The following is a 19,767-nucleotide window of genomic DNA, read 5'->3' on the forward strand; positions in this document are numbered from 1 at the left end:
CATACTGGCGATCATGATCACGGGACTCCGGCCGCTGCTGCGCGGCTCCACGTACACAGGTGTGCTGTTCGCCTATCTCGGCGCGTTCGCGAGCGTGCCGCTGCTGTTCTTCGCCCTGATCCCGGCGCTCGCCTGGAAGTCCGCACCGGAGGGGGCTCAGGTCGCTCTGATGCTGCTGGTCTGGGCCGTCCTGGTCGGGCTGGTCGGGCTTGTCGGTGTCACCCGGCGGGTACTGGTCGTCTCCGCCCGAAGGCTGCTGCGGGTGCCGCTGCCCGACCCGACGGCGCGGCGCCGACCCGGCGCCGACCGGTGGCGGACTCCGCTCTGGCTGCTGCTGCACGTGACGCTCGGGTGGATCGGCGGGCTGCTGACCGGCCTGCTGCTCCTCATCGCCACTACGCTGCCGGGCGCCTGGCTCGGCGGCACGGCCAGGGTGAACGTGTTCGGCTGGTCGATGGAGGCGAAGGGTCCGTGGAGCTGGCTGCTGTCAGTCAGCTGTCTGCTGTTGGCGGCGGCGGTGTGCGCAGGGGTGACAAGCGCTCTGCGTTGGCTGGCGCCAAGGCTGTTGGGCCCGTCGTCGGCCGAGCAGCTCGCATCGGCGGCCGAACGGGAGCTGCTGCTGGCCGAACGCAACCGGCTGGCACACGAGTTGCACGACTCGATCGGACACACCCTGACGGCGGCCACCGTCCAGGCCGCGGTGGCGGGTGAGGTGCTCTCCGCCGACCCGGCGGCGGCGCGGGCTGCACTGCGCAGCATCGAGGAGTCGACCCGGGCCGCCCTGGAGGACCTGGACTACGTGCTGGGCGTACTCCGCGAGGAGCAGCCCGGCACGGCGCCGACCCGCACCCTGGGCGATCTGCCCGAGCTGCTCGACCGGCTGCGGCACGCGGGGGCAGTGGTGCAGCCCGAGCTCTCGGGCGATCTGACGCAGGTACAGGGAACCCTCTCGCGGGCGGCGTACCGGATCCTCCAGGAGGGCCTGACCAACGCACTGCGGCACGGGGCCGGCGGCCCGATCGCGCTCCGGGTCGCGGTCGCGCCGGACGGACTGGAGCTCGACGTGGTCAACCTGACCCGGACCGGGACGGACCCGGGCGCGCGGGCCTTCCCCTCCTCCGGGCACGGCCTGCCCGGACTGGCCGAGCGGGTACGGCTGTTGCACGGTGAGTTCGAGGCCGGCCCGGACGGTGCGCAGCACTGGCGGCTGGCGGTCCGGCTGCCGGTACGGTTGTCCGCATGATTCGGCCCGACCCGGACGGTGCCAGCGCCGTCACCCCCGTCACGCTCGTGATCGCGGACGACGACGAGGTGACCCGCAGCGGCCTGCGCACCCTGCTCGCCACGCAGCCGGGCCTCACGGTCGTCGGCGAGGCCGGCGACGGTGTCGAGGCGGTCGAGCGGGCCCGGCAGCTGCGGCCGGACGTGGTCCTGATGGACGTACGGATGCCGCGCCTCAACGGGATCGAGGCCACCCGGCAGCTGCTGGCCGATTCGGCGGAGCCGTCGAAGGTCGTGATGATCACCACCTTCGAGAACGACGGCTACGTCACCGCCGCGCTCAGCGCGGGCGCCAGCGGGTTCGTGCTCAAGCGGCGGCCGGTCCGGGAGATCGCGGAGGCGGTGCGGGTGGTGGCGGCCGGGGAGGCGGTGCTGTTCCCGAGCGCGCTGCGCCGGATGGTCACCGCCCGCCCGCTCAGCTCCGCCGAGGCGTTTCCCCGGGCGGCGCTGACGGGGCGGGAGGAGCAGGTGCTGCGGTCGATGGCCACCGGCCTGTCCAACCCGGAGATCGCCGAGTCCCTCGCGGTGAGCCTGGAGACGGTGAAGACCCACGTCGGGAACGTCCTCACCAAGCTCGGCGCCCAGAACCGGACCCACGCGGTGGTGATCGCGTACGAATCCGGCCTGGTGGTACCGGGGTTCACCGACTGACCGGCGTTGCAGGGCGGCCACCGGCTGCCAGGATCGTGCCCAACTCCACCAGGGCGGGCCCGAGTTCGGGACACCGGTCGGCAAGCCTGCGGAGCCGGACGGTGCCGGCGCCGCGCTGGACCTCGGTGGCCTGAGCCGCCGCCGTCCGCATCAGCCCGGCCGCCCGGTCCGCTCCGGCGGGCGTCAGGAGCGCGTGGACCGCACCCAGGAAACCGCCGGTGAAGGGCTGCTCGTGCAGCATCGGGGCGAGCAGGAACAGGTCGGCCAGCGCAGCGACCCGACCCTGTTCGAGCAGGGTGACACCGAGGTCCGCAGCGGCGGCGGGGTCGACCGCCGCGTCGTAGACCTCGGCCGGGTCGACGTGGTCCGCCAGGCGCAGGACGGCGAGGTGCAGGCGGGCCGCAGGGTCGTCGGGAAGCCCTTCGAGCAGTTCCCTGGCCAGCGGGTCGGTCCGCAGTTCGGGGTGGGACAGCAGGTACTGGTGGCCCTCCCGCCAGGTGTCGAGGACGAGCCACCGGCACAGCAGGTCGACCAACTCGTGTTCCGTCCGGAGCTGTTGCACCGCAGCCCCGACACCGAGCTCGGCCACCAGGTCGAGCAGGTCCGCGATCCCGTCGAGGCACTCCTCCTCGGGATGGATCGCCCGGGCCACCGCGAGGGTGTCGCGCCAGGCCGGGTCGAGCAGCCGGTCGGCAGCCGCCGCGACGAGGTCGGAGCGCTGCTCCCAGGACTCCTCCGTCCGCCAGCGGTCGATGAATTCGCGGGCACCGGCGTCCGTGGCCAGCTCTGCCCAGGCGGGGAACCGGGGCCACCGGAACTGTGGGTCCGTCAGCTCCTCGCGCAGTCCGGCCAGGAGCTCGCGTACGGCGCCCCGGACTTCGCCGGCCCGGACCGGCTGCCCGCCTTCGTCGATCCGGCGGGCGGCTTCGGCCAGGTCGGCCAGCGCGCCGGGCCCGTCTCCGCGCCTGGCGCGCAACGCGGCCCGGTCGGTAAGGAGTTGGGCCCGGACGTCGGCGGGGAGTCCGAGCAGCACCGCGTCGGACCGGCGTACGGCTTCCGGCAGGCCTTCCTGGGCGGCCTGCTGGAGCAGCAGGAGCTGGGAGTACAGCCTGAGCGCGGGCAGGTACGGCTCCACGTCGGCCAGCACCAGGTCCCGGGCGATCCGTACCGCCTCCTCCGCCGGGGCGGTGGCCTCGGCCGAACCGCCGGTCCCCGCCCGAACCACGGCCAGGTTGTGCAACGACCGGGCCAGGCCGGGCCGGAAGGCTGCCGGTTCGGCCTCCGCCAGGACCCGCCGGATTTCAACGGCCCGGGTCGCGGACACCAGCGCGCCCGCGCCGTCGCCGCTCCCGACCTGATGGACCGACAGGGTCCCGAGCGACGCTGCCAGGTCGGGCAGGAAGGCCGCCGGCTCGGCCGCCGCCAGGGTCTCGCGGACCGCGACCGAGCGGCGCGAGGAGTCGAGCGCGGCGGCGAGCTCGCCAACGGCGGACTGGTTGTTCGCGAGAGCGCCGAGCATCCCCGCCAACTCCGGCAGAAAGGCGGCGGGGTTGACCCCCGCGAGCTGCTCCTGGAGGTCGACGGCCTCCAGCGACGAGGCCAGCGCGCCCATCAGCTCGCCGGCCTCGCGCTGCTGGATCGAGAGGGTGTTCAGCAACTTGGCCAGACCCTCCCGGCCGCCACCGGGATTGGTCCGGGTCACCTCGCGCTGGAGCTCGACGGCGTCCCGGGCCGACTGAAGTCCCGCCGACCGGTCACCGAACCGCAGTTGGGACAGCGAGAGGTTGTGCAGCACCCTGGCGAGTCCGGCCAGGTGGCCGCCCCGGTCGAGCGCCACCAGCTGCCACTGGAGGCCGGCCGCCTCCTCCTCCGTGGCAAGTGCACCCCGGAGGTCTCCCAGCTCGGTCAGGCTCGCCGCCAGCGTGCTGAGCGATCCGGCCAACTCCGGTACGTGGGCCGGATCGATCCGGGCGAGCGCCCGGCGGAGGGCGACCGCCTGCCGGGCCGAGTCGAGCGCTGCCCGCCGGTCACCGAGATCGCGTTGATGGTGCGACAGGTTGGTCAGCGCACCTGCCAGTGCGGCCCGGAACGATCCCGGATCCTCCTCGGCCAGGCCGGTGAAGAGGTCGACCGCCTCCTGCCCGAGGGTATGGGCGCCGCTGCGGTCACCACTGCGCGCCCGCTGGACCGCGAGATTGGCCAGCGTCCTGGCCAGCAGGGGCCGGAAGACCTCCGGATGACCCGAGGCCAACTGCCGGTAGAGCGCGACGGCCTCCTCCGCCGAGGCCAGCGCTCCGGCGGCGTCACCGGTCTCCTGCTGGACCACGGAGCGGTTCGAGAGCACGGCGGCGAGCTGCGGCAGGAACAGCTGCGGGGCGTGCGGCACCAGCTCCCGGTGGAGGGCGACGCTCTCCTCGGCCGCCGCGAGCGCCCCCTCCGCGTCGCCGACGGCCGCGAGTTGGTATCCCAGGTTCTGCAGGGCCACGCCCAGAGCCGGGCGGAACACTTCGGCGTCCCGATCGGCCAGCCCGCGCAGCAACTCCACCGCAGCGCGCGAGGTGGCCGCCGCGCCGGTGCGGTCCCCGTTGGCGTAGCGCTGCACCGACAGGTTGACCATGGCGCCCGCCAGGTCCTCGAGATGGGCGTCCGGGTCCAGCCGGACCAGCATGCGCCGGATCTCGGTGGCCTCGGCGATGGCCGCCAGGGCCCGGCGCGGCTCCCCGGCTGCCGACAGCTGGTTGGACAGGCCGTTGAGCGCGTTCGCCAGGCCGGGAAGATGAGCAGCCGGGTCCTCCTCCGCCAGCCGGCGGTCCAACTCCACCGCCTCAAGCGCCGTATGGACGGCCTGCTGCAGCTCGCCCGCCTCGGTCTGGCAGATCGAGAGCCCGTGCAGGGCCCGGGCGAGCGCCGCAACGGCCTCGGTACCGCCGACCGCCCGCCAGCGGCGGACCGCCTCCGCACTGGTACGGAGTGCGAGGTCCCGTTCGCCGATGCCCCGCTGATGGACCGACAGGTTGTGCAGGGCCTCGGCCAGTGCCGCCGCGAGGTCGGTACCCCCCTCGGCCGACAGGCGGCGGACCAGGGCCACCGCCCGCCGCCCCGAGACCACGGCGGCCTCCCGGCGGCCGGCCTCGGCCTGGGTCACTCCCAGGCGGTCGAGGGCCACGGCGAGCTGGAAGCGGCGCTGCTCGGTCGGCTCCTCCACCGCCAGTCGGCGCCGGATCGCGACCGCCTCCTCCACCGAGGCGAGCGCACCCCGGCGGTCGCCCGCCTCGCCCTGGCGGAGCGAGTACTCGACCAGCCACCCGGCCCACGCCTCCTCGTCCGCGCCCTCGGCCCGGCCCGCCGGGGCCAGCCTGGTGGTCACGATCAGTGCAAGCTGCCGCGTGGTCACGTACCCGGCGGACAGGATCTCCCGCAGGACCTCCAGCGGCAGTGGCGTGTCCTCCTCCGCCGCCAGGGTCTCCAGCGCGGCCACGAACGGGCCGCCGCGCGTGCTCGCCACCGCCAGGGCGGGCCGCCAGAGCTCCGGCACCGCCCGCAGCGCCGACTCGGCCAGGCGGCGGCCGAGTTCGGCACCCGGCAGGCCGCCGATCCGGGACAGTGCGGTGCAGCCGTTGAGCCGCTCCTCCTCGTCCGCACCGGCGAAGCTCCGGCGGAGCAGGTCCTCGTCGGCGCCGAACACCTCGGACAGCAGGTGGGCGCCGACCGGGTCGGGGCGGATGGCGAGCGAGCCGTCCTCGGCGGCCGGGGGCAGCAACTCCGCCAGCAGGTCGGCGATCTGGGTCCGCCAACGGGCGTCCTCGGCCAGCGGCCCGACCGCGCCCAGCACGGCCTGGAGCCGGGCCGGTCCGGGGCCGAGCAGGCTGACGCAGGCGCCGGCCGCGCGCAGCAGGGCCTCCGGGGGCTTGCCGCCGATCTGGGTCCGGTAGGCCCTTTTCCAGTACGCGAGTTCGTGCCGGAGGATCTCGGCGTACAGGTCCTGCTCGGACTCCGGCCGGGCGGGCTCGCCCTGCGCCGCGAGCCAGGCGAGCATCACCAGGTCGAGGGTGGTCCAGCGGTACGCCTCGGGTTCCCAGTCCGGCGCACCCGCCCCCGTCCCCGCCCCCGCCCCGGATGCGGTGGCATGGGTGCCGAACGACCGGAGCGCGGCCCGGTACACCCCGGCGGCCCGGGGGTGACGTGCCGTCAGCGGGAGGTCGCGCAGGACGTGCGGATGCGCCTCCTTGGCCAGGGCGTCGGCGATCTCGTCGTGCCACCAGCCGCTGACGGAGCGGGCGGTGAGCAGCAGACAGGTGGGGCCGCGCCGCTCCCGAACGGCGCGGAGCAGCCGGATCACCTCCTCCGCCCTCGCCTCCTCCGCGTAGTCGACGACCACCAGCAGGGGCGAGACGACACGGCCGAGCCAGGCCAGGTCCTGCGGGTCGGAGGCGCGCAGCAGGAAGCCGGTGCACCAGCCGAGGGCGGCGAGCCGACGCGCCGTCTCGGCGGCCAGCCGGGTCTTTCCGGCGCCTCCGACGCCGTGCAGCAGGGCGATCCTGGTCGGACCCGCCCCGTCGGCCCCGGTGTCGGGTTCCTGGCACCAGTCGAGCAGCAGGTCGAGTTCGTCGCGCGGGTGGAAGGCGACCACGTCGTGCCGGGCGGACAGCTGCCGCAGCGGCCCGCTGCCGGCGGGCAGCGGCAGGTACGGCGGCGCGAGCACCTCGGCGGGCGGGTGGTCCGGCAGCGGGAACGGGTCCGCCTGGCGCTGGCCGATGCCCACGTCGATGCCCGCCGACCAGCGGTCCGCCCCGGTCCGGAGCAACTGCGCGCCGGTGGCGACCGCCTGATCCCAGCTCAGTACGGTGCGGCGGGCCGGGTCCGCGCCGTCGGGGGCGGAGGCGGCACCGGTCACCTCGACGGCCAGGAAGGCGCCGGGCCGGTCGACCGCCTCGCGCAGGTCGTCGAGCAGCTCCGCGGGCGGCGCCGGGTGGAGCACGCCGTTGCCCTCGCCGTCGAGCAGCGGGTAGTCGTGGGCCTCCGCCCCGTCCCAGTCACCGCCCAGCCAGACCACCACCAGGGCGTGTGCGCTCTGTTCGGGGCGCTCACCGTCCAGCAGGACGACGATCGGGTGCAGTCCGGCGTCCAGGCAGGCCCCGGCGTAGGTCACCGCGAGGTCGAGGCAGGTGGCGTGCCGGGGGCGGAGCAGGACCTGGTCGGGGGGCCGGATCTGCTGCCGGCCCGGCTCGCTGCCGGGCGGCTCCCCGACGTAGTGGATCCCCGCCGCCGCGAAGGCCTGGTAGACCTGCCGGGCCCGCTCCATCGGCGGACCGTCCGAGGGTACGGGCAGCGGCCGCTCCAACAGCCGCCCGGCCAGGCCGAGTCGGACGTACTGGAGCAGCCCTGCGGGGCTGTGGGCCCGGTTCCACCGGGGCCGGCCGCCGGTCACGGCGCCTCCGCCCGGACCGCGCCGAGGACGTCGGCGCAGCGCAGCCGGTCCGCTCCCGGCACCCCGACCGCCTCCGCCACCACCCGGTGCGCGCCGGGCGGCAGCGGCGGGACGGACGCCCGCCAGGCCGTGTCCCCGGTCCGGGCGCAGTCGATCCAGTCCGTGCCGCCGCTGCCGTCCTCGGCGCGGGCCCTGATCCGGAGCGCGGTGCGTTCGTCGGCGGCGGCGCCGTGCAGGGTGACCGTGACCGGGGTCGGGGTGCCCGCGAGCACCGCCTCGTCGAGGTCGAGGCCCAGCCAGGGCCGGTCCGGGGTGTCGCCGCGGACGGCCTGGAGCGAGTCCGCCGCGTAGTTCAGGAGCAGGTCCGGCACCGTTGCGGAGGACGGCAGTTCGAGGTGCCGGTCAGGGGTGGCGCGCCAGCGCGAGGGCTGCTCCCCCAGGTCGGGCGGGACGGCCGAGATCGCCGGTACGGTGCCGTCGCCGTGCCAGTGCCCGTTCGGCAGCCACTCGGCCGCGTCCTTGGTCACCAACAGCCCGGCCGGGGTCGGTACGGCGCGCTGCGGGGTGGCGTGGCCTCGCCCGAACACCGGGACCAGATCGGGCAGTTCGGGCCGTCCGGCCAGCTCGGTCCAGGCCCGTTCGATCTCGGCGTGGACACCGAAGGCCGCCTTGGCCCGGGCCGGGAAGTCCGCCGGCACGCCGTCGGTGAGCTGGTACGGGTAGCGGGCCCCGCCCTCGGGCGCACCGACGGCGGGGTAGCGGGGCAGCAGCTCGTACACCGAGGGCCAGCCGCGCAGCACCCCGGTCACCGCGTCGAACCGGGCCGGGCCGATCCGGACGCCGTTCACCAGCAGGTCCAGCGCCTTCGGTGCGCCCCGGTGCGGTGTGCCGAGGGTGATCAGTGCCGCGCAGTCCGGGGCGCCGCCGAGCGGGCCGAGCCAGTGGCGGGCGACCAGGCCGCCCATCGAGTGCGCCACCACCACGACCCGGCGGCGGCGTCCTGCGGTGGTCAGACCGGCCAGCCGGGGCGCCAGTTCGGCGGCGAGTCGCTCGGCGGCGGCCTCGGTGCCCAGCCGGAAGTCGTAGGGGAAGAGCAGCAGGTCGGCCCGGGGGTCGGGGCGGCCCGTCCCGGCGGTGTCGACCCGCACCTGGTGGAAGGTCCGCTCGATCCGGCGGACCAGGCGGTCGTACCCGGGCAGGACGAACGGTCCGGCCAGCCGGATGTCCGGCAGCAGGCCGACCGGTGTCAGCTCCGGGTGCTCGTCCAGGCCCAGCCGGGCGGGGTGCAGCGCGGCGGCGGCCAGTTGCCGCCGGTGGCCGTCCCACCGGGCCGCACCGCCCGGTGTCCGCAGGACGCTGCCGCCGATTCCGGGCAGCACCACGATCAGGTGCCGCAGCCGTGGTCCCATGTCTCCCGCCCCGCGCACCCGACCTGCGGGGGCGGCCGTCGTCACCCAGCTGTCGATGCGTCAACTCCCCTACCCTACCTGCCTCCGAACGCGGGGAGTGGCGGGAGGGTCACGCAGGGCAGACTGCCCCCGGCGCTGTTCGGGTCAGGCCGGGCCGTGGACGAGGGAGCCGCCGAGCAGGGTGTGGGTGGGGCGGAGGGCGTCGAGGGTGTGGTCGGGGACGGTGGTGGGGTCGTCCGGCCAGATCGTCAGGTCGGCGAGGCGGCCGGGGGTGAGCTGTCCGCGCAGGCGGGTCTCGCCGGTCAGGCGGGCGGCGGCGACGGTGTGCAGTTGGACCGCCTCGGCCCGGGAGACGGCGTGTTCGGGGCCGAGGACCCCGTCGACCGTCGCCCGGGTGGTCAGGCCGTACAGCGAGTGCGCGGCGCCGTAGGCGCCGACGGGGTAGTCCGAGCCGGCCGAGACGTCGGCGCCGGCGTCCAGCCACGCCCGGGCGGGGAACAGTGCGGCCACCCGCTCCCGCCCCCAGTACTCGGTCTGGATCGCGGCGACGTCGTGCAGCAGCGGCTGCTGGATGGTCACCGGGATGCCCAGGTGCGCGGCCCGGACGCGCTGTTCGTGGTCCGCGAGCCCGCCGTGCTCCATCACCAGGGTCCCGTACGGGAGACCGGGGATGCGCTGCTGCACCCGCTCATACAGGTCGAGCAGGGTGCGAACGCCGCGGTCGCCGTAGGCGTGGATGCCGACCCGCCGGCCGCGCCGCACCACCTGCTCCACGGCTGCCTGCAACTCGGCCGGCTCCCAGGCGAGTTGGCCGGTGAAGCCGGGGGTCGGGCAGTGCGCCGGACAGTACGGGGCTTCCAGTGCGGCGGATTCGATCCCGCCGTCCAGCCAGAACTTCACGCCCCAGACGCGCAGCCAGGGGTCGTCGGCGTACCGCCACGCCTCCGTGCCGTCGAGCAGGTCCTCGACCTGCCGCACCGTGCTGAAGCCGAGGGTGCCGAGCAGGACCCTGACCCGGCAGCCGAGTTGGCCCCGCCGGCGGAGCTCGCCGAGTGCGGTCAGGTCGGCCGGGGAGGAGTTGGTGTCGCGTACGGTGCCGATGCCGGTCGCGGCGTAGGCGTGCGAGGCCAGCCGCAGGCCGTCCAGCCGGGCCGCCGGATCGGGTACCGGCAGGTGCGGCCGGATCAGCGCCATTCCGCCGCGCAGGTGTCCGGTGGGCCGGCCGGCCGCGTCCCGGGCGATCCGGCCACCCACCGGGTCGGGGGTGTCGGCGTCGATGCCGCACCGGCGCAGCGCCTGGCTGTTGAGGACCTGGTTGTGCACCCCGCGCAGGACGAGCACCGGGTGGCGGCCGGTCGCGGTGTCCAGCTCGGCCGCGGTGGGGAAGCGGCGTTCGGCGAGGTTGAGTTCCTGCCAGTGCCCGGCGGTGCGGATCCACTCCCCCGGCGGCGTCGAGTCGGCCCGGGCCCGGATCAGGTCGAGGAACCCGGGCAGCGAGCGGGCGCCGTCCACGGCCACGTCGTGGGCACTGTCGGCGGCCGCGATCAGGTGGGTGTGGGTGTCGTCGAAGGCCGGGAGCACCGTGGCGCCGGGCAGGTCGAGCAGCGTCGTGGCGGGACCGACCAGCCGGTCGAGCCCGTCCGGCGCCGCCGACACCGCGAACACCCGCTCGCCGCGCACGGCGAGCGCCCGCTGCGGCTCCTGGCCGGGGACCAGGGTGTGGATGCGGCCTGCGCGCAGCACCAGGTCCGCGGGCGGCGGGGTGGACGTGGGCACGGCGGCCTCCAGCGGCTCGATCCGACAGTGCTGCTGCGGGCCGACGGGACGTCAGGCCAACCGACCGAAGGCCCTGATGGTGGTGCGTCAGGCCGTCGCGGGCCGGATCAGGCGCTCGTCCGGGATGACCGCGACGCCGAGGATCTCGATCATCGCCTCGGGCTGCCACAGCCCCGTGGTGCCGAGGCCGGCCATCGCGGGGTAGACCGGGCCGGCCAGCTCGCGCCAGACCCGGCCGATCTCCCGGCCGTGCGCCTGGTAGTCGGCGATGTCGGTGAGGTGGATCGTCACGCTGACCAGGTCCTGCGGGATGCCGCCCGCTGCAGCCAGCGTGGTGAGGACGTTGCCGAAGGCCTGCCGGAACTGCTCGACGATGCCGCCCGGCACGATCTTCATGTTCCGGTCGAGCGCCGTCTGGCCGCCCAGGTGGAGCGTGTTGCCGCTGAGCGTCCCGTGCGAGTAGCCGCTGGGCACGGGCAGGGACGGGGGGTTGACCGGAACGGGCGTCAGATCGGCTGCCATGGCGAGCTCCTGCGGGCCGGGAACCTGGGCGCCGTCACCGTAGCATCTATTGACAGTTGCGTAACGGTCGCAGAAATAATGAAATACCGGATCGCCGGGCGGTACGAAGGAGGAGCAAGGCTCATGCACCTCGCAACAGTGGCCCATGCGGCCGGCACCAGCGCCGCGGTGCTCGACGGGGACGTCTGGCGGGCGCTGCCCGCCGCCGACCTGTCGGCGCTGCTGGCGGCGGGGACACCCGTACCGGCCGTGCGGGCGCAGGCCGGTACGGTGATCGACGGCGCCGTTCCGGTGCTGCCGCTGCCCGCGCCGCGCAAGGTGATCTGCTGCGGCCTGAACTACGCCGACCACATCCGTGAGACCGGGCGCGAACTGCCCACCCGTCCCACGCTCTTCGCCAAGTACGCCGACACCCTCACCGGCCCCGGGGCGGACCTCGTCCTGCCGAAGGGGCTCGACGTCGACTGGGAGGCCGAGCTCGCCGTGGTGGTGGGCGCGACCCTCCGTCGCGCCGACCGCCCGACCGCGCTGGCCGCGATCGCCGGGTACACCGTGGCGAACGACATCTCGGTCCGCGACTGGCAGTACCGCACCCTGCAGTGGTTCCAGGGGAAGGCGTGGGACGCCTCCACCCCCGTCGGCCCGGTGGTCGTGACCCCGGACGAACTCGACCCCGCCGAGGGCGTGGAGGTGATCTGCCGGGTCAACGGCGAGCAGGTCCAGCGCGGCAGCACCCGGACGCTGGTGTTCGACGCCGCCGACCTGCTCGCGTACATCTCGACCTTCACCGTGCTGCGCCCCGGCGACCTGGTGCTGACCGGGACGCCCGGCGGCATCGGGGCGGCCCGGGAGCCCCAGCGCTTCCTCGCCGACGGCGACGTGGTCGAGACCGAGATCCCCGGCATCGGCACGCTGCGCAACACCGTGCGGTTCACCGCCTGAGGCCGCGTCAGGCCTGCTCCGACCCGACCGGCTCCCCCGCCCCACAAGGAGATTCGATGGACCCCACGCCCGGTGACCACGTCCTGGACGGCGACAACTCGATGTACGCGACCGCGAGCGGCCTGGTGGTCCCGGTGGTGACCCGGGCCGGTACGGAGCCCGGGGACACCGGCCAGTCCGCCGGCGCCTCCCGGATCTCGGGCGTCAGCATCCAGCACACCCCGGCCACCAGGCTCTGGTTCGGCAAGGTCCGCAACGAGGCCGGCTACCGCTCGGTCCCGCACCACCACGGCGAGGCCGAGACCGGCGGCTACGTGCTGTCGGGCCGGGGGCGGATCTACTTCGGCCGGACCTTCGAGGACTACCTCGACCTGGCGGAGGGCGACTGGGTCTTCGTCCCGCCGTTCATGCCCCACGTCGAGTGCAACCTCGACCGCGACCACCCGCTGACCTGGATGACGACCCGCACGCCGGAGAACATCGTGGTCAACCTCCCCGAGGTCCCGGACGCGGACCTGCGCGACTGGCTGGAGCGCCCCTGATGACCGACACCACCTCCGAGACCTTCACCGCCGCGGTCACCCTGAGCCCGGCGCAGGCCCAGCACTTCGACCTCGCGTTCACGGCCGTCACCCAGCCCTGCCCGTGGCCGAAGGCCTACGGCGGCGACCTGGTCGCCCAGGCCGCGGCGGCCGCCATGCGGTCCGTCGAGGACGGCAAGCGGCTGCACTCGATGCACTCCTACTTCATGCGCCCCGCCGAGATCGGCCGGGAGGTCCGCTACGAGGTGGAGCTGCTGCGCGACGGCCGGGGGTACTCGACCCGGCAGGTGCGCGGCTACCAGAACGGCAAGCAGCTCTACGTCTGCCTGGCCAACTTCGCCACGGGCGAGGCGGGTTCGAGCTTCCAGGCCGTCCTCCCCGACCTGCCGGGCCCGGACGGTCTGCCCAGCTCCGCCGAGTACCTCGCGGACCGGACCGGCGGGACGATGACGGCGGCCTCGAAGGCCTACTGGTCCACCGGGCGGAGCTTCGACATGCGCCACCTGCCGGGCCCGGTCTACCTGGGCGTCGAGGGTGCGCGGGTGCCCCACCAGGCGGTCTGGGTCAGGCCGTTCGACGCCCTGCGGCCGGTCGAGGGGCTCACCGACGCGCAGCGGGACACCGCCGCCCTCGCCTACGTCTGCGACTACACCATCCTGGAGCCGGTGCTGCGCGTCCTGGGCCTGCACTGGGCGCAGGAGGGGCTGGTCACCGCCAGTCTCGACCACGCGATGTGGTTCCACCGCGCCCTGCCGCCGGGTGCGGCGGACGGCTGGCTGCTCTACGCCCAGCAGGCGGACGCGGCCGAGGCCGGGCGCGGTCTCGGCTCGGGCCGCTTCTTCACCCCCGACGGCACGCATCTGGCCACCGTCGTCCAGGAGGGCATGCTGCGCACGGCCGGGACGGACACCGCCCGGGGAGGCCGGTGATGGCACCGCCGGACTCGGCCCACACCGACACCTTCGCCCGCGACCACCTGCCCCCGGCCGGGCAGTGGCCGGTACTGGAGTTCACCACCGAACTGCTCCAGTACCCCGAACGCCTCAACGCCGCAGTCGAGTTGATCGACCGTCCGGTGGCGGCCTTCGGTCCGGACCGGCCCGCGCTGCGGACCCCGGACGGCGAGGTCTGGACCTACGGCGAGCTCCAGCGGCGGGCCGACCGGGTCGCCCGGGTGCTCACCGAGGAGCTGGGCCTGGTCCCCGGCAACCGGGTGCTGCTGCGCTCCCCCAACACCCCCTGGGCGGTCGCCGCCTGGCTCGGCGTGCTGAAGGCCGGCGGCATCGTGGTCAGCAGCATGGCCGCGCTGCGGGCGCGCGAGCTGGCACCGATCGTGGCGAAGACCCGGCCGTCCGTGGCTCTGGTCGACCACCGGTACCTCGACGAGGTGTTCGCGGTACGGGACACGGTCGCGCCGGAGCTGGCCGTGCTGCCCCACGGCGGCGACACGGCCGACGACCTGAGCCGCCGGACGGAGGCCGGGTCGGCGCCGTTCCGGGCGGTGGACACCGCCGCGGACGACGTCGCGCTGTTCGGGCCGACCTCGGGCACCACCGGCGTCCCGAAGATCACCGTGCACTTCCACCGCGACCTGCTGTCGATCGACAACACCTTCGGGCGGAACACGCTGCGGCTGCGCCCGGACGACCTGGTCGCGTGCACCGCGCCGTTCGCCTTCACCTTCGGCCTGGGCATGCTGGTGGTCTTCACGCTCCGGGCCGGGGCCTGCGCCTTCCTGACCGAGGCCGCCACCCCGGTGCAGCTCGCCCGGCTGGTCGCCGACCACGGCGTGACCGTGCTGGCCACCGCGCCGACCGCGTACCAGCAGATCGTCAAGTCCGGTGAGGTGCACCGCCTTTCGGGCCTGCGAACGGCGGTCAGCGCGGGCGAGCACATCCCCCGGGGCCTGTGGGAGAAGCTGCACGACGCGCTCGGCATCAAGGTCATCGACGGGATCGGCGCCACCGAGCTGCTGCACATCTTCATCTCGGCCGCCGGGCCGGACATCCGCCCGGGGGCGACCGGTCGGCCGGTCCCCGGCTACCGCGCCACCGTGCTGGGCCCGGACGGCGAGGAGGCCGCTCCCGGCGTCGCCGGCCGGCTCGGCGTGATCGGCCCGGTCGGCTGCCGCTACCTCGACGACGAGCGGCAGGCCGACTACGTCGTGAACGGGTGGAACGTCACCGGCGACACCTTCGTCCGCGACGAGGACGGCTACTTCTGGTACCAGGCGCGCAGCGACGACATGATCGTGTCCTCCGGGTACAACATCGCCGGCCCCGAGGTCGAGGCCGCCCTGGTCACCCATCCGGACGTGGCCGAGACGGCGGTGGTCGCCGCGCCCGATCCCGAACGGGGTTCGGTGGTCTGCGCGTTCGTGGTGCTCCGGGACGGGGTGGTCGGCGACCCGGCGAAGGCCAGGGAGATCCAGGACCACGTCAAGCAGCTGATCGCGCCCTACAAGTACCCGCGCGACGTGCGCTTCGTCGACGCGCTGCCGCGCAACCCGAGCGGCAAGCTCCAGCACTTCAAGCTCCGCCGGATCGTGCGAGAGCAGTCAGCGGAGGACCTGGCATGAGGATCGCCATCGCCGGCGGCGGACCGGGCGGCCTGTACTTCGCCGCCCTGATGAAGCAGTTGGACCCGGCCCACGAGGTCACCGTCTGGGAGCGCAACGCGCCGGACGACACCTTCGGCTTCGGCGTCGTCTTCTCCGACGAGACCCTCAGCGGGATCGACAACGCCGACGAGGTGGTCCATGCGGCGATGGAGAGCCGGTTCGCCCGCTGGACCGACATCGACATCGACTTCGACGGGCACCGGTTCACCGTCGGCGGCCAGGGCTTCGCGGCGATGAGCCGGCAGGACCTGCTCGGGATCCTGCAACGGCGGGCCGCCGGTCTCGGCGTCACCGTCCACTACCGGACGCAGGTGCCCGACGTGGACGAACTGCGGGCGTCCCACGACCTGGTGCTCGCCGCCGACGGGCTGAACTCCGCCGTCCGGACCAGGTACGCCGACGTCTTCGGGCCGACGCTGGACCGGCGGCGCAACAAGTACATCTGGCTCGGCACCGACCTGGTCTTCGAGGCGTTCCAGTTCTTCGTCAAGCAGACGGAGTGGGGCACCATGCAGATCCACGGCTACCCGTACTCCGGTACCGGCTCGACCTTCATCGTCGAGATGCACGAGGAGGTCTGGCGGCGGGCCGGCTTCGACCGGACCGGGGACCTCCCGCCGGGCGTCTCGGACGAGTACGCCGTCGGGCGGATCCGGGATCTCTTCGCCGAGGAGCTGAAGGGCCACCAGGTCCGCACCAACAACTCGAAGTGGCTCAACTTCACCACCGTCCGCAACGAGCGGTGGTACGACGGCAACGTGGTGCTGCTCGGCGACGCCGCCCACACCGCCCACTTCTCGATCGGCTCGGGTACCAAGCTCGCCATGGAGGACGCGCTCGCCCTGGCGGCCTGCCTGCACGAACACCCGTCGGTGGCACAGGCGTTGGCGGCGTACCAGACCGAGCGCAAGCCGGTGGTCGAGTCGACCCAGCGCGCCGCGCAGGCCTCGCTGGAGTGGTTCGAGAACATCGGCATGTACGCGGACCAGGCCCCGGCCCAGTTCGCGTTCAACCTGCTGACCCGGTCCCGCCGCATCACCCAGGAGAACCTCAGGGAGCGCGACGCCGGCTTCGCCGCCCTGATGGAGCGCGAGTTCGCCCGCACCGAGCAGTCCGCCGAGGTCGTCCCGGCGATGTTCCAGCCGGTGCGGATCGGACCGCTGGAGCTGAAGAACCGCGTCGTCCTCTCCCCGATGGACATGTACTCCTCGGTGGACGGACTCCCCGGCGACTTCCACCTGGTGCACCTCGGCTCCAAGGCGCTCGGCGGGGCGGGCCTGGTGATGAGCGAGATGGTCTGCGTCTCGCCCGAGGGCCGGATCACCCCCGGCTGCCCGGGTCTGTGGACCGACGGGCAGCGCGACGCCTGGCGCCGGGTCACCGACTTCGTGCACGAGCACACGACCGGCCGGATCGGCCTGCAACTGGGCCACTCCGGCCGCAAGGGCTCGACCCGGCTGATGTGGGAGGGCATCGACCAGCCGCTGGAGGACGGCAACTGGGAGGTGATCGGCCCGTCCGCGATCCGCTACGGCCCCGGCTGCCACCTGCCCCGGGAGGCGACCCGCGCGGACCTGGACCGGGTCGTCGCCGACTTCGCCGCGGCCGCCCGGCGCGGGGTGGCGGCCGGCTTCGACCTGATCGAGGTGCACGCCGCGCACGGCTACCTGCTGTCGTCCTTCCTGTCCCCCGTCGCCAACCGGCGCACCGACGCGTACGGCGGGAGCCTGGAGAACCGGCTGCGGTTCCCGCTGGAGGTCTTCGACGCCGTACGCCGGGCCGTCCCGGCCGGGATTCCGGTGACCGTCCGGATCTCGGCGACCGACTGGGTGCCCGACGGCAACACCGGGGACGACGCCGTGGAGATCGCCCGCGCGTTCATCGAGCACGGCGCCGCCGCGATCGACGTCTCGTCAGGACAGGTCACCCAGGACGAGAAGCCGGCCTACGGGCGCTCGTACCAGACCCCGTTCGCCGATCTGATCCGCCACCGGGTGGCCGGTCCGGCCGGCGTCAAGGTGATCGCGGTCGGGGCCATCTCCTCGTACGACGACGTCAACTCCATCCTGCTCGCCGGCCGGGCCGACCTGTGCGCGCTGGGCCGCACCCACCTCTACAACCCGCAGTGGACCCTGCAGGCCGCCGCCGAACAGGAGTACCGGGGCGCGGGCGCCCGGTGGCCCGTCCCCTGGGAGGCGGGCCGGCGCCGGCCGCCGACCTCGCGCACCGACCGGGTCCCGCCGCGGCTGGAGCTGCTGCGCGCGGGGGACGCCGACCCGGTGCACCAGCGGTGGACGCCCGGTGCGGGCCGATGAAATGGTGAACGGCACCGTCGGCGATACTGAACGGGATGAGCGAGACGAAGAGCGCCCGGCCCTCGGCCACCACCCGCCGTTCCCGGCCCCTGCTCGTGAGCTTCCTCGGCGCGGTCGTGCGTCCCCTGGGCAACTGGATGCCGATCGCCGGCACGGTGGAACTGCTCGCCCAGTCCGGCCTCGACGCCTCCAGCGTCCGCACCGCGGTCTTCCGGCTCAAGAAGCGCGGCTGGCTGGAGTCGGAGTCCCGCTCCGGCCTGCGCGGCTACGCCCTGACGCCGCTCGCGCTGGAGGCGCTCGCGGCCGGTGACGAGGTGATCTGGCACGCCCGGAAGCCGGCCGACCTCGGCGACGGCTGGTGCCTGGTCAACTTCTCCGTCCCGGAGTCGGCCCGCGCGGTACGCCACCGGCTCACCGCGCACCTGGCCTCGCTCGGCTTCGGCAACATCGGCTCGGCGGTCTGGATCGCACCCGCCCGGATGCTCCCGGCGGCCCGCCGCGCCATCGCCGAACTCGACCTCACCGGACAGTGCGCTGTCTTCGTCGGCGACCAGGTCGGCGGGCAGCAGCTCACCACCATGGTCGGCAACGGCTGGGACCTCCCCGAAATCGACCGCCGCTACCGCGAGTTCATCGAGGAGTACGGGCGGGAGGGCGACCGCCCGGCCGACGACCCCCTCGACGACAGGCACGCCTTCGTCACCTACCTCTCGGTGGTCGACCACTGGCGCAAGCTGCCGTTCCGCGACCCCGGTCTCCCGCCCGAGGTGCTGACCGAGGGCTGGAGCGGCCCCGCCGCCGTCCGCCTCTTCGAACGGCTGGTCGCCGAACTGGACGGCCGGGCCCTCGCCCACGCCGCCCGCTTCTGGCCCGCGCAGCCGAAGCCCACCACCGCCGAAGCCGCCTCGGGCTGACCCGGCCTCAGCCGCTCGCGGGCCCCGCGCCGGGCGTCAGAGCAGCCCGTCCCAGAGCTGCTCGACGATGACGGCCCACCAGTTCTCCGGGTCCTCGAAGACCGTGCCGTCGAGGGCGGCGAGGTCCCGTTGCAGGGCCTCGACCACCGTGGCCGCGTCCTGCGGGGCCAGGCCGCGCAGGGTCGGGCGGCGTTCGGCGAACAGGGACAGGCAGCGCAGGTACGCGGACAGGTCGGTGTTGAGGTAGCGGCCGCTGCCGTTGTCGGGGTCGACGGCCCAGAGCCGACCCACCCCGACGCCGGTACCCGTGCCGCCGTCGCCGCACTGCACGGCCACCAGCGCGTGGCCGTCGGTGCCCAGCAGAACGTACTCGCCGAGCACCGCCCGGGTCCGCTCGGGGACCCGGGTGCCCCGGCCGGTGGCGGTGAGGTGGGCGTCGACGTCCGGCAGGCCGGGGAGCAGCTCGAAGAAGCCCTCGACCCGGGTCGGGAGCCCGGCCCACACCAGGGTGGCCCGGGCCGCCTCGGGCAGCGGGCCAGCCGCGGTGTCGTCGGCGTCGAAGCGGTGCACGCCGTCGGCGCCGAACTGTACGGCCAGCCGACGGCCGAGCGCGGCGTCCCGCTCGGGCCCGGCGGCGGGGACGGCACGCGGGAACGGCACCCGGTTGGGACGCGGCGGCACCGGGCGGCCCGCGGCCCGGAACGTGTTCTCGGTCGCCTCGGTCAGTGCGCGCACGGCGGCGGCCCGGCGGTCGTAGCGGGGGCTGTAGTCGTGCCCGTAGGAGAAGGACGCCACCGGGAGCTCGGCCAGCAGCACGGCCGCGCAGTAGCCGCCGGGCAGTTCGCACGGCCGCAGGTCGGTGTAGACGGCCAGGACGTCCTCGGGGCGCACGCCCTGCTCCTGCAGGCTCCGCCAGGCCCGCACCTCCGGGTGGCCGTGTCCGGGCGCGGAGCTCTGGAACAGGTTCTGTTCCTCACCCTGCGCGTCCCGGTAGGTCAGGACGGCCGTCGCGCCGGGGCCGACCACCGGCGGCCGCGCCGGGTCGTACGAACCGGCACCGAGCTTGTCGCGGTAGAGCCGGACGACCTCCTCCAGCGGCACCGACGGCCAGTGGGTCAGTTCACCGGTCTCCCGGTCGACGACCGCGCACGCGGTGCCGATCTCGGCCGGTGCCCGCCGCTCGCCCGCCGCGGCGGGGGTGTCGTCGACCGGCTGCTCGGGCCACAGCACCCAGCCCAGGTCGAACTCGTGCACGCCGATCCGGTGCCACTGCTCCTCGGGCCGGGCACCGTTGATCCACTGGTGGGCCGCCTCGATCGCCTGCTCACGGGTCGTCACGCGGTCGTTCTCCTTCTGCACCGTTCGGA

At 74.4% G+C, this 19,767-nt stretch carries 13 protein-coding genes; 8 read left to right on the plus strand and 5 right to left on the minus strand.

All coding sequences use genetic code 11. From position 1 onward, the window contains the following. Positions 1-13 precede the first annotated feature (13 nt). The gene (locus ABT118_RS28265) at positions 14-1,243 is read left to right on the plus strand and encodes a sensor histidine kinase (protein WP_350674943.1); all 1,230 of its coding nucleotides are present in this window, start codon (positions 14-16) and stop codon (positions 1,241-1,243) included. Then, complete coding sequence (locus ABT118_RS28270; RefSeq protein WP_350674945.1) at positions 1,240-1,932, plus strand: response regulator transcription factor; 693 nt, start codon at positions 1,240-1,242, stop codon at positions 1,930-1,932. The genes ABT118_RS28265 and ABT118_RS28270 overlap by 4 nt, the downstream gene beginning before the upstream one ends. On the opposite strand, the gene ABT118_RS28275 is transcribed toward ABT118_RS28270, so the two are convergent. The 4 genes from ABT118_RS28275 to ABT118_RS28290 all read right to left on the minus strand — a co-directional run bounded on the left by ABT118_RS28275 (position 1,922) and on the right by ABT118_RS28290 (position 11,067). Beyond that, positions 1,922-7,360, minus strand: coding sequence for a tetratricopeptide repeat protein (locus ABT118_RS28275; RefSeq protein ID WP_350674947.1), 5,439 nt, complete (start codon positions 7,358-7,360; stop codon positions 1,922-1,924). The genes ABT118_RS28270 and ABT118_RS28275 overlap by 11 nt on opposite strands. Continuing rightward, the gene (locus ABT118_RS28280; protein WP_350674949.1) at positions 7,357-8,769 is read right to left on the minus strand and encodes a lipase/acyltransferase domain-containing protein; all 1,413 of its coding nucleotides are present in this window, start codon (positions 8,767-8,769) and stop codon (positions 7,357-7,359) included. Before ABT118_RS28280 ends, ABT118_RS28275 begins: the two co-directional genes overlap by 4 nt. Positions 8,770-8,913: 144 nt before the next feature. After that, positions 8,914-10,545, minus strand: a complete 1,632-nt coding sequence (locus tag ABT118_RS28285; protein WP_350674951.1) for an amidohydrolase — start codon at positions 10,543-10,545, stop codon at positions 8,914-8,916. A gap of 87 nt (positions 10,546-10,632) precedes the next feature. Beyond that, positions 10,633-11,067, minus strand: coding sequence for a RidA family protein (locus tag ABT118_RS28290; RefSeq protein ID WP_350674953.1), 435 nt, complete (start codon positions 11,065-11,067; stop codon positions 10,633-10,635). A 123-nt stretch (positions 11,068-11,190) separates the two neighbouring features. Here ABT118_RS28290 and ABT118_RS28295 point away from each other — a divergent pair, with 123 nt between their 5' ends. From ABT118_RS28295 to ABT118_RS28320, 6 genes are read left to right on the plus strand one after another with little or no spacing between them, the layout of a single operon-like run. After that, the gene (locus ABT118_RS28295; protein WP_350674954.1) at positions 11,191-12,009 is read left to right on the plus strand and encodes a fumarylacetoacetate hydrolase family protein; all 819 of its coding nucleotides are present in this window, start codon (positions 11,191-11,193) and stop codon (positions 12,007-12,009) included. A 56-nt stretch (positions 12,010-12,065) separates the two neighbouring features. Further along, positions 12,066-12,551, plus strand: coding sequence for a cupin domain-containing protein (locus ABT118_RS28300; RefSeq protein ID WP_350674956.1), 486 nt, complete (start codon positions 12,066-12,068; stop codon positions 12,549-12,551). Further along, complete coding sequence (locus tag ABT118_RS28305) at positions 12,551-13,480, plus strand: acyl-CoA thioesterase (protein WP_350674957.1); 930 nt, start codon at positions 12,551-12,553, stop codon at positions 13,478-13,480. The genes ABT118_RS28300 and ABT118_RS28305 overlap by 1 nt, the downstream gene beginning before the upstream one ends. Then, entirely contained in the window at positions 13,480-15,129 is a 1,650-nt protein-coding gene (locus ABT118_RS28310; RefSeq protein WP_350674959.1) for an AMP-binding protein, read from the plus strand. The genes ABT118_RS28305 and ABT118_RS28310 overlap by 1 nt, the downstream gene beginning before the upstream one ends. Then, positions 15,126-17,486, plus strand: coding sequence for a bifunctional salicylyl-CoA 5-hydroxylase/oxidoreductase (locus tag ABT118_RS28315; protein ID WP_350674960.1), 2,361 nt, complete (start codon positions 15,126-15,128; stop codon positions 17,484-17,486). Before ABT118_RS28310 ends, ABT118_RS28315 begins: the two co-directional genes overlap by 4 nt. A gap of 35 nt (positions 17,487-17,521) precedes the next feature. Continuing rightward, positions 17,522-18,400 (plus strand): PaaX family transcriptional regulator, encoded by an 879-nt coding sequence (locus ABT118_RS28320; protein ID WP_350674962.1) that lies wholly within the window; start codon positions 17,522-17,524, stop codon positions 18,398-18,400. 36 nt (positions 18,401-18,436) lie between these two features. Here the strand turns inward: ABT118_RS28320 and ABT118_RS28325 are convergent, their stop codons facing one another. Continuing rightward, positions 18,437-19,738, minus strand: coding sequence for an SUKH-4 family immunity protein (locus tag ABT118_RS28325; RefSeq protein WP_350674963.1), 1,302 nt, complete (start codon positions 19,736-19,738; stop codon positions 18,437-18,439). Between the last annotated feature and the right edge of the window lie 29 nt (positions 19,739-19,767).

Source organism: Kitasatospora sp. NPDC002040, from assembly GCF_040296785.1.
GTDB lineage: Bacteria > Actinomycetota > Actinomycetes > Streptomycetales > Streptomycetaceae > Kitasatospora.

Bases quoted from the DNA above. Each gene is read 5' to 3' on its own strand.
- ABT118_RS28315 (WP_350674960.1), top strand. From the start codon at position 15,126: ATGAGGATCGCCATCGCCGGCGGCGGACCGGGCGGCCTGTACTTCGCC.
- ABT118_RS28295 (WP_350674954.1), top strand. From the start codon at position 11,191: ATGCACCTCGCAACAGTGGCCCATGCGGCCGGCACCAGCGCCGCGGTG.
- ABT118_RS28280 (WP_350674949.1), bottom strand. From the start codon at position 8,769: ATGGGACCACGGCTGCGGCACCTGATCGTGGTGCTGCCCGGAATCGGC.
- ABT118_RS28300 (WP_350674956.1), top strand. From the start codon at position 12,066: ATGGACCCCACGCCCGGTGACCACGTCCTGGACGGCGACAACTCGATG.
- ABT118_RS28320 (WP_350674962.1), top strand. From the start codon at position 17,522: ATGAGCGAGACGAAGAGCGCCCGGCCCTCGGCCACCACCCGCCGTTCC.
- ABT118_RS28290 (WP_350674953.1), bottom strand. From the start codon at position 11,067: ATGGCAGCCGATCTGACGCCCGTTCCGGTCAACCCCCCGTCCCTGCCC.
- ABT118_RS28270 (WP_350674945.1), top strand. From the start codon at position 1,240: ATGATTCGGCCCGACCCGGACGGTGCCAGCGCCGTCACCCCCGTCACG.
- ABT118_RS28265 (WP_350674943.1), top strand. From the start codon at position 14: ATGATCACGGGACTCCGGCCGCTGCTGCGCGGCTCCACGTACACAGGT.
- ABT118_RS28310 (WP_350674959.1), top strand. From the start codon at position 13,480: ATGGCACCGCCGGACTCGGCCCACACCGACACCTTCGCCCGCGACCAC.
- ABT118_RS28305 (WP_350674957.1), top strand. From the start codon at position 12,551: ATGACCGACACCACCTCCGAGACCTTCACCGCCGCGGTCACCCTGAGC.